Here is a 12,404-nt window from a genome sequence, read left to right as displayed (position 1 = left end):
ACTTAATTTATTAAAGCGATTATAACGCTAAAACTATAAATCTTTACACTTTTATGCATCTTGTTCAGGTGCGATACTAAATTAGTTTGATATACTACGGTTTCTTTTTTAAGCGATTTTAGGATTTGTTGTGACAAGGCGTGTTTATCAAGCAATTTTTTTAATTAGTATTGTGGTGTTTACCTTTTTATTTGCGAAAGAAATAAAAGGGGTTGGCAACCTGTTTCCTCATGTTGATAAAGTAGCCCACTTTGGGATATTTTTCATCCTTGCCATAATAATGGATAAAGCGTTTAAACTCCCTTTATACGCACAAATACTTTTATTAGCCGGTTACGGTGCTGCAATAGAAATAATGCAAGACGCACTTCCATATAGGCAAGCATCAATCGCAGATTTTATTGCAGATTTTGCCGGCGCAGCAAGCTACTTTATAATCAAAGCAATTTTAACCCCACGTAAAAAGAACTCTCATGGCTAAAATTCTTATTATTGGCGACGGCGCAATAGGCTTATTATTAGCCCACTTTTTAAGTGCGCAGCATAGTGTAAGCGTGTTAACCCGAAAAAGTACGAGTAACACTCGCTTTTACAGTAGTGACAACAGTGCTTCACAAAAAATAAATGCCTCTTTTATTTCATTAAATGAGCTTAATAGTTTACCTAAATTTGATGTGTTTTTATTTACGGTAAAAGCCTTTCAAGTGCAAAGCGCATTTGCACAAGTAAAACAGTTTTTGCCTCAGCATTGCTCTGTTGTGCTTTCGCATAACGGTATGGGTAATGTAGAGCAGTTAAAATGTGAGCTCAATGAACACCAAGCGCTTTATTTTTTAACAACGAGTATGGCTGGGTTTAAATCAAACCAATATATAGTACAGCACACTGGTAATGGGCAAAGTATAATTGGCGGATGTAACAACTTAGGTGTTAAAAATAGCAAAATTATGGCGGATCAATTAACCGCGATCCCCCTTTTAAATGCGTCTATGAATATTGAGCAGCTACGTTTTAATAAGTTATTAGTTAACATAGCAATAAATCCGCTAAGTGCGCTACATAACATTAAAAATGGTCAGTTGCGCGAGCCTCAATATTGCTCAATTATAATTAACCTGCTAACCGAAGCATGTAATATTGCTAAGGCAAAAAACCTTGATGTAACGTTAATCAATGCACTGAGCAGTGCGTATGATGTGATGGCACGTACCGCAGAGAACTTCTCATCTATGCAACAAGATGTTGCTCACAATAGAGCAACTGAAATAATGGCAATTTGTGGGTACATTAGCGAGCAAGGCAAGCTTTATAATATAAAAACCCCTTTTAACGATGAACTTTTAGCTAAAATTGCAGCAAAAAAAAGCGCGGTATAAACCACGCTTTTTAAATAGTTAACTTCTACGGGCGATATACCTTTACCGTAGTAAAGCCTTGTTCGTGTAGAATAAGCGCTTGTAACTGGCTCATTACACCTCTATCGCAATACAAGTAATAGTCTTGATCTTTTGGTAAATCACCAAACTTAGTTGCTAAGCGAAAAAACGGCAAATGCACCACTTCTATAGAATCAATTTCCAGTGGTGCTGCTTCTTCTTCCTCTGGAGAGCGAATATCAACCACCACTGCACCAGCTGGTAAATCGGCAACCGACTCAGCTTCTTTTAGTTCCTGCTTAGCTTCTACATCAATATCGCGCACATCCATTACTCGTGCGTTTTCTATTACGGTATTAAGAATATCAAAGTCGAACTTCTCTTCTTCTGCTTTTATTACTTCTATTTTAGCTTTAACAGTTGGCTTTTTAGAAATAACACCACAGTATTCCGGCATCGTTTCGGCCATTTCGGCCGTACCAATTTGACGTGCAATATTAATAATTTCTTGTTTATCGTGTTGAATTAACGGGCGTAAAATAAGGGTTTCGGTTACGCGGTCAATGACACTTAAATTTGCTAATGTTTGGCTAGAAACCTGACCAATACTTTCACCGGTTACCAAGGCTTGAATATTTAATTTTTCGGCCACTTTACTGCCTGCGCGCATCATCATGCGTTTAAGCACCACACCCATTTGGCTGTTTTCAATATTCTCTAATATTTCTGCTACTACTGGTTCAAAATCAACGGTAATAAATTTAACTTTATGAGTTGAGCTGTATTTATTCCATAAGTAGTAGCTCGCTTGTTTAACACCAATTTCGTGCGCCGCACCCCCTAAATTGAAAAACAAAAAGTGCGTACGAGCGCCTTTGCGGATCATTTGATAACTGGCTACACCCGAATCAAAACCGCCAGACATAAGCGATAGTACATCTTCTTGTGTTGGCAGCGGGAAGCCTGCCATGCCAAGGTGAGTATGCGATACTATGTAAGCTTTCTCGTCTTTTATTTCAAGGCGTATCGTTACTTCTGGGTGGCTTAGCTTTACGCTTGCACCGGCAACATGCTGATTTAGTCCACCGCCCACATAACGCTCTAACTCCGTTGAAGTAAAGTCATGCTTACCAATACGTTTAGCGCGTACACAAAACGTTTTACCTTCAATGGTGTGACCAACTAATTCAATGGTTTTTTTATAAATATCGTCAAGCGTTTCAAAGCTCGTTTCGGTTACTTCTATAAACTGCACAATACCCGGAATTCGCGCTAGGCTATCAATAAAAGTGGCACGTGTTTGCTCACCTTCAAGTAGGGTAACTACTGAGATATTGTCCCAGTTGTTTCTAACTTGTACTTTTTCGTCAATACGGCGCAGTACAATCTTAATGTTATTTTCTAACACTTTGGTAAAGCGTTTACGAACCGAGCGGCTTTTGATGGCAATTTCAGGATGTAGTTTGACGATAAATTTAAGCATAGTTCACTCTTAGACTGCGGGAATTCGCGCTCCCAGGCATTGGGCGCGCGATTATAGCAAAAAAATTAACGCCTAGGAACTAAGAGCAGCCGGAATACTTGGGGCTGAGTGAGCAAGTTGCGTGTATTTTTCGCGTAACTGGTTCATTTTATCGCTACTTTTATCTGTGCTGTAGGCTCTAAATAAAGTTAATACTTTTAAAATACCATGATAAATATCTTGCTCGGCAAGTGCGCCACTGAGCCTGCGGGCTTTAATATAAGGGGTCCAAAAACTAACTGTTAATTTAAGCGTATGTGCAAGTTCGAGCGCATCTTGCTCATTAATCGCAATCATTTCACTATCACGTAAACCAAGTATTATTTTACGCACCTGCTCTAACAGCTCTAGTTGAAAATTAATATAAGCCTGCTTAAGCTGCGTATCTCGCGCCAAAATATCGCCTAAATTGTCGTAAAAAAAGTGGTAGCGCCACATCAGTTCAAATAGCGAATCTAGATATACCGTTAACTGACTAAATGCATCATCATTTTTGTTTATAGGTTTAAAGTGAGTGCTCAAGTGCTCACTATACAGCGCAAAAATATGGCGAATAATGTCTTCTTTATTTTTAAAATGGTAGTAAAGATTACCCGGGCTCATGTTTAAATGCGAGGCTATATGATTAGTTGATATCGCTCGCTCACCATGCTCATTAAACAATGAAATACTGGTGTGTATTATTTTATCCTTGGTATTCATATACTAACACTCTATTTTATTCAACAAGTTACAATTCGTACAATAAGTTGTCTAGTATAAACAAAAACAGCATAATTAAACACTCTGTGTAATAGCTTAGTCGTGACAATTAAAGCCACTTACTAGGCTGATTTGTATAAAAAACACTGTTACACTAATGCTAAAAATAATACATAGCGATACTTTATGAAAATCACTGCAATTTATCCAGGTACTTTTGATCCGCTAACTAACGGACACACAGATCTAATTCAACGTGCCTCAAAAATGTTTGATACTGTTATCGTTGCTATTGCTCATAACCCCAGTAAACAGCCTTGCTTTAGCCTTGATGAGCGTGTAGCTCTAGCTAATACTCTTTTAACTCATATAGATAATGTAAAAGTGATAGGATTTTCAGGTTTACTTGCTGATTTGGCACGCGATCACAATGCTAATGTATTAATTAGAGGCATAAGAGCGGTTTCTGATTTTGATTATGAATTTCAGCTAGCGAATATGAATCGACGCCTAAACCCAGATTTAGAAAGTGTATTTTTAACCCCGTCAGAGCGAAATTCGTTTATTTCGTCAACCTTAGTAAAAGAAGTGGCACGCCATAATGGTGATGTAAGCGAATTTGTAGACCCTATTGTAATGGCTGCACTTAATAAAAAGCTAGGTTGCAGCTACAGCAAATAAGCTAACGAGCGCATTACTTAAGTGCGCTATTCAAACTATTAACTCGCATTTTTGTTTTATTATATATCCAGGCTAACCCTAATAAATCTTTATTAATAATCAGCACCAAAGCCATTAGTAAGTCAATCGAGATAGTACCTATAACGTATACAGCCCAAAACCACCAATAATCAATATTACCAATAATAACAGTGTCATAATGCATACCTAAAAATAGCATCGCATTAATGCTCATTCCTGTGATTAAATATATAAGTGCCGTAGGGATCGTATACTTTGTTTTAATACCCCAAATTATTACTATTAATATGGTAACAATATCAAACATAAAATAATCTAAATAGGTAACTGTTTTTAAGCTTAGTACTGCACTAGAAAAGTAAGAAACCATCATAATAAGCGATAGCTGTACTCTACTTTTATCAGGTTTATTAATACTCGACGATAAATTAAATAAAAAGGCGATTAGAAATAGCCAAGTTACAAAGGCGCTTATGTTTTCACCTAAATCAACAATAAACCTTAAAAAATCAATCATTCGAGTTTATACCCACACAGCTATTATCATCTTTGCCTATAAACCTCAGAATACATGATTTTAGCTTTATCAGTCCCAAAAAGTCTTTATTTATAAAAAGCACTGTAATCATGAGTAAATCGATAACGTTAACGCCAATTGAATAAACACTCCAAAGCCACCATTCGTCAATGTTATTTAATACATACAAGTCGTAATAAATAGCGATTGTTAGGCAGGCATTAACAAATAATCCAAGAATAATATAATTACTGGCTGTAGAAGTTAATACATAAGAAGTGAATATAGCGGCTATTAATAGTGTAATTGTTAGTAAGTCGTAGAGAATCCAATCTAAGTAGATATTATTTAATATAAGCAGTAAATCACTAAAAATGTAGGAGCACATCATTATAGCGGCTATATAAATTAAAGACTTATCGGCCTTATTAATACCTGACACTAGCGAATATAAAAAGGCCATTAAAAAGCCCCATTGTATAAATGCGCTTACGTAATCAGCTAAAAGTAAGTCAAGTAGATACATTAATTATTGATTGTATTTTAATTTAGGTTTTTTAAAAAGAGATAGTACTTTGCTTTTTAGCTTATGTAAGCCGAGGAAATCTCGATCAACAATCAGAGCTATTACCATGATTAGGTCTATTAAATTTACAGAATATATATATACATCCCAAAAAAGCCAATACTCTTGATTGTTCAATACATACATATCTACATACATACATATAAAAAGTAATGAATTAATTGTTAAGCCTATAATTAAATAGAAAAAGGATGGGGTTGTTTTTTTTATTATAAAGTAGATAGCAGTAAGGGCTAAGATAGTTGCTATATCATAAATAGCCCAATCTAAGAAAACTCTAACTTTAATTGATAACCATGTAAAAAAATAATCTGATACTGTATACGAAACCATCATGATAAATGAACTGAGTAATAAAGTTGTATTTCTTTTAACATCTAGCGAATAAACGAAAATGTTAAAAAAAAACGCCATCAAAAAGCCCCACATTATAAAAGCCGATAACGAAAAAAAACCAAAAAACTCAGTTAAAAACATTTATTGCCTTATTTATTTAGGTTTAACTGGTGGGATCATACCACCACCACGTTGAAGCTCTACGCCACCAGCGGCTGCTAACCCCTCTTGAGAGAAGCTTACTGTATCAGATTGCAGGGTTTTAGGGCTAGCAGTTTGTTCCATTGCTGGCTTTAATTGTTGCGTTTTATTGTATGCTTGCATTTGTAGTTGGCTGTTAGCTGAAACTTGCATGTGATTATTCCTTGTAAGTGTTTTTGTATTGTTGGCGAAATCTTGTATTACACCTTTTAAAGAGGGTAATTAAATTTACCTTATATTTAGCAGCAACGTTTTTATCTAAGCTGTTACTGCATTTTACACTTATAACAAAAGCAACCACTGTGCCAACTTTTAATTAATACCTTGAAATAATCATAAAACTTTATATTTATAACTTAAATTAGTGTTTTTCACCCATAAAAAAACGCACGAGGGTAACCCGTACGTTTTTTACATCTAGGGAGTTTAAGCCACGAATTTACACGGGATCTCCGCTTTATTACTTAGCTTTAAAATATATTCCATTGCGACTTCATCGCAGTTTTCTTTACGTAAACAAAGCTCACAATCTTTCATTACTTTTTCTGGCAAGCTTTCTTTGGTACAAAAGCTAAAACGCTGTTTTTCAAAAAAATCTGGGACTCGGGTTAGCACTATTACTCTATTTAACGCCAATTTTTTGGCTTTCGCTAATAAATGTTCAACTAACTGCCGCCCTTGTCCTGACACTGCGCTTTGTGGGTCTATACCCAAAGAACGTATTTCCGCCAAACCTGTGTCGTAAATGTACAGTGAGGCACACCCCGATACTTTGCCGTTAATTTCGGTTACAGCAAATTCGTTAATCGAGTGCACCATATCACTTTTAGCCCGTGGTAGGTTTTCGCCTACCGTAGCCCAATGCTGAACTAGCTTAGCAATCGATTCAACATCGTCTAAATTGGCATCACGAACCGTTATTTGCTGTTTTTTTTTCGCAGCTTTAATAGCGCTGGTTACTTGCTCAATTGATGTTCCGCCAAGTGCTTGACGCGCTTTAATGCAGGCGTCAATTTCTAGTACCGGATAAACATCATCTGCAAATACGTCACTTACCGATTTATATTGCTCAAGCGATAAGTCTTCAAGCGTTTTACCTTCACTAATGGCCAATTGTACCAGTACACCCACAATATGGTGCCCTTCTCTAAAAGGTACGCCCTTAGCTACCAAGTAGTCTGCAAGCTCAGTTGCATTTGCATGGCCACCTTTTGCCGCTGCAAGTGTACGTTCGCCTTTTACTTTAATACCTTTAATACACGCTTGTGCCATATGAATACAGGCAAGCCACGTTGGCATAGCGTCAAATATGCCTTCTTTGTCTTCTTGCATATCTTTATTATAAGCAAGTGGCAGTGCTTTTAGGGTCATCATCATGGCGCTAAATGCACCAAAAACGCGTCCGGTTTTACCACGAATTAGTTCCAGTGCATCAGGGTTCTTTTTTTGTGGCATCAGCGATGAGCCCGATGTCACATTATCCGCAAGCTCTATAAATCCGGCTTCGCCTGAGTTATAAAAAATAAGATCTTCTGACATACGCGATAAGTGAATCATCGAAATAGACGCACAACTTAATAGCTCTACTACAAAATCACGATCAGATACGCCATCAAGGCTATTTTTAGTCGCTCCTGTAAAGCCTAAACCCTGTGCTAATGCTTGACGATCAATTGGATAAGCCGTACCCGCTAATGCGCCACTGCCCAGTGGGCAAAAGTTCATCCGCGCTTTAGCATCTTGCAGGCGGCTTTCATCACGCTCTAGCATTTCTACGTAAGCCATACACCAGTGACTAAACAATACCGGTTGTGCACGTTGTAAATGCGTATAACCTGGTAAAATAGTCCCAAGCTCACGCTCTGCTAATGCAACAAACTCACCCTTTAACTGGGCAATGGCTTTTAAAATATGATCAGCAGTATCGCGACACCACAATCTAAAATCGGTGGCTACTTGGTCATTACGGCTGCGCCCTGTATGTAATTTTTTAGCTAAATCACCTACTTTTTCGATTAACGCAGCTTCAACATGAGAATGAATATCTTCTGCGCCTGAAGTTGCTACCGCTTGTGGATCTGCTTTTACTTCTTCAAGCAATTGGTACAATGCTGCAACTAACTCTTGGTGCTCGTCACTTGATAACACATTAACTTGCTCAAGTGCACCAGCCCATGCAACAGAGCCTATTATATCTTGCTCTGCTAATTGATAATCGAAAGGAAGAGAGTCGTTAAATTGCTTAAACGCCTCGTCTGGACCCGTAGAAAAACGCCCGCCCCATAATGCCATGAAATCTCTCCAAACCCGATATTGCCCCTTTTAACAAGGGGCGTAAAAATTACTTTTTAGCTAATGCTTTTATTCTGCTTGAAAGCGAGAATAAACGAATAAAGCCTTCTGCGTGTGATTGGTCGTACACATCATCTTCACCAAAGGTAGCAAACGCTTCGCTGTATAAACTGTGTGGCGACTGCTTTTGCACTGCTGTAACTTGGCCTTTATATAGCTTAAGCACAACTTCACCTGTTGCATCTTTAGAAAGTGCTTCAGCACCAGCTAAAATAGAGTCTTTAAGTGGTGTAAACCAACGACCGTCATACACTAAATGTGCAAATTCGCCGCCTAGTACTTCTTTCCACTTACGGCTTGCTTTATCAAGCACCAGTTCGTCAATAGCTTGCAGTGCCGCCATCATTACGGTGCCACCTGGGGTTTCGTAACAACCGCGCGATTTCATACCCACTAAACGGTTTTCTACAATATCAACACGACCAACACCATGAGGCGATGCAATATCGTTTAATTTAACTAAACAATCATAAGGTTTAAGCTGCTCACCATTTACTGCAACAACTTCACCTTCAACTACATTTAGTGTTACTAGTTCAGCTTTATCTGGCGCTTGCTCTGGAGAGTTTGTCCAGGTCCACACTTTTTCACTTGGTTGGCACCATGGATCTTCAAGTTCGCCGCCTTCGTGCGAAATATGCCATGCGTTTGCATCACGGCTATAAATTTTTGTAGCCGATGCCGAGCATGGAATATCGCGCTCAGCTAAGTAATCTAGCAATGACTCACGGCTTGATAAATCCCATTCACGCCATGGCGCAATTACTTGTAAATCAGGCGCAAGCGCTGCAAAACACGATTCAAAACGTACTTGGTCGTTACCTTTACCTGTACAACCATGAGAAAGTGCATCGGCACCCACTTTACGCGCAATTTCTACCTGTGCTTTAGCAATAATTGGGCGCGCCATAGACGTACCTAATAAATAAGTACCTTCGTAAATTGAGCCTGTTTTAAGCGTAGGGTAAATGTAATCACTTACCATTTCGTCTTTTAAGTCAACTACATAACACTCAGAAGCACCCGATGCGATAGCTTTAGCTTCTACGCCTTCAAGTTCCTCTGCACCTTGGCCAACATCGGCCACAAAGGCAATAACTTCACAGCCGTAATTCTCTTTTAACCATGGCACAATGGCCGACGTATCAAGTCCACCTGAATAGGCTAAAACGACTTTTTTAAATGAACTCATAGGTGTTCCTTAACAAAATTTGGATTTAATAATGTAACTAGCAGAGCGTTTTGCGCATGCATACGATTCTCGGCTTGTTGTATAATTTTTGACGCTGGACCGTCCATTACCTCAGAGGTAATTTCGAACTCACGGTGTGCCGGTTGGCAATGTAACACTGTTGTTGCACCGGTTTGCTCTAATAATGCTTTATTTAATTGATAAGGCATGTATTTTTCTTTTACTAACTCAAGTGGTGTGGTGTCGCCCATTGATACCCAAGTGTCGGCGTATACTGCGTTTGCACCAACAGCAGCTTCTACTCTGTCGCTCACCATTACTGATGCACCATTCATTGCTGCTATTTGTTCCGCTTTTTTCAGAATTTGTGAATCTGGAGAACATCCTTTAGGCGTAACGGCAACAAAGTCTGTACCTAATGTTGCAGCAAGCAACATTAATGAATGCGTTACGTTGTTGCCCTCACCTAAATAAGCTAACTTTAATTGACTCACATCGCCATGCACTTCTTGTAGTGTTAAAAAATCAGCAAGTGCTTGGCAAGGATGATATAAATCACACAAGCTATTAACTACTGGCACCGATGAATACTGCGCTAATGTGGTTAATGTACTGTGCTGATTTACGCGCGCTACAATACCATCTGCCCAGGTAGAAATATTAAGAGCAAAATCTTTTACTGACTCACGTGCACCCATCGCGCCATTTTGTTGATCTAAATACACGGCATGGCCGCCTAAGCGATTTATACCAATATCAAACGATAAACGTGTACGTAAGCTTTGTTTTTCAAATAAAGTAACCACTGACTTACCAGCTAATACTTGGCTGTATTTTTTAGGGTTTGCTTTAATATCTTGCGCTAGCTTTAATAAGTTAAGTGCGCCTTGTTGGTCTAATTCTAAACCCGTTAAAAAATTCTCAAACATAATAAACCTATGGTGTAATTTTAGTTCCGACATGCTTGCCTTGCAGCAAAGCTGTTAAGTTTTCTGGCTTTTGCCAGCTGGAAATATACACACCGCGTCGTAAGTGTTGGGCAGCGTGAAGACTGGTCTTAACTTTGACCTCCATCCCGCCCACAATTACTCCTTCATTTATTAAAGTATCAATGTGTTTTGTATCTAGTTGATGTAAAGGCTGCTTATTTGCATCAAGCACTGCTTCAACATCGGTCATAAATATTAGTTCTGCGTTTAAGTTGTTGGCAATTGCAGCGGCGGCTTCGTCAGCATTAACGTTGTACCAAAGCCCTTGCAAGTCAAAACCAATTGAGCTGACAATTGGCATACGGCCAATTTTTAGTAAATCGTTAATAATCGAATCATCGTTACTGGTGCATTTACCCACTAAACATAATGCTTTTAGCTTTTGCGTAGCAGTAACACCGGCTTCGTACAAACTTAAACCAACTGGTTTATGGCCAGCATTAATTGCCGCACTCATTAATTGTTTATTAGCACAACCTGCAAGCGCGCCAACTATGTAAGGCATTTGCTCTTTAGGGCTAATACGTAAACCTTGATGCTTTGCGCTAGCAAAACCAGCGTCTTTAAGCCAAGTGTCTACAAGCGCGCCTCCGCCATGCACAATGACAAACTGCGCGTTGTGCTGCTCATTAAGTACTGAAAATAATGCTTTAGCCGCGTTTTCGGTATTAAGTACAGCGCCACCAAGTTTAATTACCCAGGTTTTTTTACTCATTTAAAACGATCCTTTTAAGCCTGTGGTATGCGCCAATCCCATTGATAAATTAATACACTGCAAAGCTTGCCCTGCAGCACCTTTTAATAAATTATCAATGGCAGCTATAACAATTAACTGTGTGCCTTGTTGCTGCCAGCCAATATCTACATATGGCTGTTTAGCTACGCCTTTAATTGAGGGGATTTTATCGCCCAGCAAACGAATTAACGGCTCATCGGCAAGTACTTGGTACGCTTGTGTTACTTGCTCAATGGTGACATTAGGTTTTAATTGCACATAAATAGTTTCTAAAATACCACGTGGGAAGTTACCTAAATGCGGTGTAAATAAAACATCGTGACCAAGGTGTTGCTCTATTTCAGGGCCATGACGATGATTAAATAAACCATAAGGGGCAAGCGATACTTCGCAAAAATGAGTACCAATGCTAGCTTTACGCCCTGCGCCGGTTACACCCGATACCGCATTAATTATAATTGTTTGCTCAGTTAATAAGTCGGCCTGCTGCAAAGGCTTAAGCGCATTAAGCGCAGCCGTAGGGTAACAACCAGCTACAGCTACTAATTGCGCCGCGGCAATAGCATCGCTATTCCACTCAGCCAAACCATAAGCAGCTTGATCTAATAACTCTGGATGTTGATGCTCAAAGCCATAATAAGTAACGTAGTCGTCATTGCTCGCAAGGCGATACCCACCAGATAAATCAAATACCTTTTTACCCATGGCTAAAAAACGCGGCGCTAAATCTACGCTTACTTTATGATCGGTACATAAGCACACGTAATCGGCACTGTTTTCAATATCGCTAAAAGCAGATTCACTAAGAGGTAGTAAAGGCTGATCGAGTAGCCCTAAGTGTTCGGGGTATAAATCACTCAGCAGTTTATTTTTATCTAAGCTACCTTGAGATACATAACAGCCAGTTAAAATTAGTTTAGGGTGCTTAGCAACTAAACTTGCTAGTTCTGCGCCGCTATAACCGCTTGCGCCAATAATCACTACATTCATTGTTTACTCGTTATTTAAAATTATTACTACTTATCCATGTTGTTCGCTTAAACTAGCTCTGAGGCTAATTAAGACTTTAATTTATTAATGAATGTTGATTATCGTCGTATTATTTTCATGGCGCTACTTTTAAAATATTTATGCTTAAAAAGTGAATTGATATTCATCATAAATACTTTTATATTGTTATGCAATTAAATTGA

General features: G+C 38.6%; 14 protein-coding genes. 3 read left to right on the top strand and 11 right to left on the bottom strand.

Annotated elements, in window-relative coordinates; all coding sequences use genetic code 11:
• Positions 1–130: 130 nt before the first annotated feature.
• Both J5X91_RS06855 and J5X91_RS06850 read left to right on the top strand, forming a co-directional pair.
• Positions 131–481: a VanZ family protein gene (locus tag J5X91_RS06855; RefSeq protein ID WP_011328935.1), complete on the top strand. Its 351-nt coding sequence runs from the start codon at positions 131–133 to the stop codon at positions 479–481.
• Complete coding sequence (locus J5X91_RS06850) at positions 474–1,376, top strand: 2-dehydropantoate 2-reductase (RefSeq protein WP_086993957.1); 903 nt, start codon at positions 474–476, stop codon at positions 1,374–1,376. Before J5X91_RS06855 ends, J5X91_RS06850 begins: the two co-directional genes overlap by 8 nt.
• A gap of 25 nt (positions 1,377–1,401) precedes the next feature.
• Here J5X91_RS06850 and thiI read toward each other — a convergent pair whose 3' ends face one another.
• Together thiI and J5X91_RS06840 are read right to left on the bottom strand one after the other, a co-directional pair.
• Positions 1,402–2,859 carry a tRNA uracil 4-sulfurtransferase ThiI gene (thiI, locus tag J5X91_RS06845; RefSeq protein ID WP_089368656.1) on the bottom strand — a complete coding sequence of 486 codons (1,458 nt, stop codon included), beginning with the start codon at positions 2,857–2,859 and terminating at the stop codon, positions 1,402–1,404.
• Positions 2,860–2,931: 72 nt separating this feature from the next.
• The gene (locus J5X91_RS06840) at positions 2,932–3,600 is read right to left on the bottom strand and encodes a TetR/AcrR family transcriptional regulator (RefSeq protein ID WP_011328938.1); all 669 of its coding nucleotides are present in this window, start codon (positions 3,598–3,600) and stop codon (positions 2,932–2,934) included.
• Positions 3,601–3,786: 186 nt separating this feature from the next.
• Between J5X91_RS06840 and coaD the strand changes: the two genes are divergently transcribed.
• Positions 3,787–4,281 (top strand): pantetheine-phosphate adenylyltransferase, encoded by a 495-nt coding sequence (gene coaD, locus J5X91_RS06835; protein ID WP_011328939.1) that lies wholly within the window; start codon positions 3,787–3,789, stop codon positions 4,279–4,281.
• 13 nt (positions 4,282–4,294) lie between these two features.
• Here the strand turns inward: coaD and J5X91_RS06830 are convergent, their stop codons facing one another.
• From J5X91_RS06830 to argC, 9 genes are all read right to left on the bottom strand, one after another.
• On the bottom strand, positions 4,295–4,819 hold the full coding sequence (locus J5X91_RS06830) for a hypothetical protein (RefSeq protein ID WP_182677846.1): 525 nt from the start codon (positions 4,817–4,819) through the stop codon (positions 4,295–4,297).
• On the bottom strand, positions 4,812–5,282 hold the full coding sequence (locus J5X91_RS06825; RefSeq protein WP_226898020.1) for a hypothetical protein: 471 nt from the start codon (positions 5,280–5,282) through the stop codon (positions 4,812–4,814). Before J5X91_RS06825 ends, J5X91_RS06830 begins: the two co-directional genes overlap by 8 nt.
• A 66-nt stretch (positions 5,283–5,348) precedes the next feature.
• Positions 5,349–5,882 carry a hypothetical protein gene (locus J5X91_RS06820; RefSeq protein ID WP_208834304.1) on the bottom strand — a complete coding sequence of 178 codons (534 nt, stop codon included), beginning with the start codon at positions 5,880–5,882 and terminating at the stop codon, positions 5,349–5,351.
• Positions 5,883–5,894: 12 nt separating this feature from the next.
• The gene (locus J5X91_RS06815; protein WP_208834303.1) at positions 5,895–6,095 is read right to left on the bottom strand and encodes a hypothetical protein; all 201 of its coding nucleotides are present in this window, start codon (positions 6,093–6,095) and stop codon (positions 5,895–5,897) included.
• Positions 6,096–6,368: 273 nt separating this feature from the next.
• Complete coding sequence (gene argH / locus J5X91_RS06810) at positions 6,369–8,234, bottom strand: argininosuccinate lyase (protein ID WP_011328944.1); 1,866 nt, start codon at positions 8,232–8,234, stop codon at positions 6,369–6,371.
• Positions 8,235–8,283: 49 nt separating this feature from the next.
• Complete coding sequence (locus J5X91_RS06805; protein WP_011328945.1) at positions 8,284–9,486, bottom strand: argininosuccinate synthase; 1,203 nt, start codon at positions 9,484–9,486, stop codon at positions 8,284–8,286.
• Positions 9,483–10,415 (bottom strand): ornithine carbamoyltransferase, encoded by a 933-nt coding sequence (locus J5X91_RS06800; RefSeq protein WP_179807581.1) that lies wholly within the window; start codon positions 10,413–10,415, stop codon positions 9,483–9,485. Before J5X91_RS06800 ends, J5X91_RS06805 begins: the two co-directional genes overlap by 4 nt.
• A gap of 7 nt (positions 10,416–10,422) precedes the next feature.
• Positions 10,423–11,190, bottom strand: coding sequence for an acetylglutamate kinase (gene argB / locus J5X91_RS06795; protein ID WP_011328947.1), 768 nt, complete (start codon positions 11,188–11,190; stop codon positions 10,423–10,425).
• Positions 11,191–12,201: an N-acetyl-gamma-glutamyl-phosphate reductase gene (argC, locus tag J5X91_RS06790; RefSeq protein WP_208834302.1), complete on the bottom strand. Its 1,011-nt coding sequence runs from the start codon at positions 12,199–12,201 to the stop codon at positions 11,191–11,193. It abuts the gene before it with no gap.
• Positions 12,202–12,404: the final 203 nt, after the last annotated feature.

Origin of the sequence: Pseudoalteromonas sp. K222D (assembly GCF_017653575.1) — a bacterium.
Lineage (GTDB): Bacteria > Pseudomonadota > Gammaproteobacteria > Enterobacterales > Alteromonadaceae > Pseudoalteromonas > Pseudoalteromonas nigrifaciens.
The sequence above is the reverse complement of the archived record's forward strand: the minus strand, read 5'-3'. Positions and strand labels throughout refer to the sequence as shown.

What these genes read in the sequence shown, in the direction of transcription:
- J5X91_RS06850 (WP_086993957.1), top strand. Translation starts at nt 474, where the DNA reads ATGGCTAAAATTCTTATTATTGGCGACGGCGCAATAGGCTTATTATTA.
- thiI (WP_089368656.1), bottom strand. Translation starts at nt 2,859, where the DNA reads ATGCTTAAATTTATCGTCAAACTACATCCTGAAATTGCCATCAAAAGC.
- J5X91_RS06840 (WP_011328938.1), bottom strand. Translation starts at nt 3,600, where the DNA reads ATGAATACCAAGGATAAAATAATACACACCAGTATTTCATTGTTTAAT.
- coaD (WP_011328939.1), top strand. Translation starts at nt 3,787, where the DNA reads ATGAAAATCACTGCAATTTATCCAGGTACTTTTGATCCGCTAACTAAC.
- J5X91_RS06830 (WP_182677846.1), bottom strand. Translation starts at nt 4,819, where the DNA reads ATGATTGATTTTTTAAGGTTTATTGTTGATTTAGGTGAAAACATAAGC.
- J5X91_RS06825 (WP_226898020.1), bottom strand. Translation starts at nt 5,282, where the DNA reads ATGGCCTTTTTATATTCGCTAGTGTCAGGTATTAATAAGGCCGATAAG.
- J5X91_RS06820 (WP_208834304.1), bottom strand. Translation starts at nt 5,882, where the DNA reads ATGTTTTTAACTGAGTTTTTTGGTTTTTTTTCGTTATCGGCTTTTATA.
- J5X91_RS06815 (WP_208834303.1), bottom strand. Translation starts at nt 6,095, where the DNA reads ATGCAAGTTTCAGCTAACAGCCAACTACAAATGCAAGCATACAATAAA.
- argH (WP_011328944.1), bottom strand. Translation starts at nt 8,234, where the DNA reads ATGGCATTATGGGGCGGGCGTTTTTCTACGGGTCCAGACGAGGCGTTT.
- J5X91_RS06805 (WP_011328945.1), bottom strand. Translation starts at nt 9,486, where the DNA reads ATGAGTTCATTTAAAAAAGTCGTTTTAGCCTATTCAGGTGGACTTGAT.
- J5X91_RS06800 (WP_179807581.1), bottom strand. Translation starts at nt 10,415, where the DNA reads ATGTTTGAGAATTTTTTAACGGGTTTAGAATTAGACCAACAAGGCGCA.
- argB (WP_011328947.1), bottom strand. Translation starts at nt 11,190, where the DNA reads ATGAGTAAAAAAACCTGGGTAATTAAACTTGGTGGCGCTGTACTTAAT.
- argC (WP_208834302.1), bottom strand. Translation starts at nt 12,201, where the DNA reads ATGAATGTAGTGATTATTGGCGCAAGCGGTTATAGCGGCGCAGAACTA.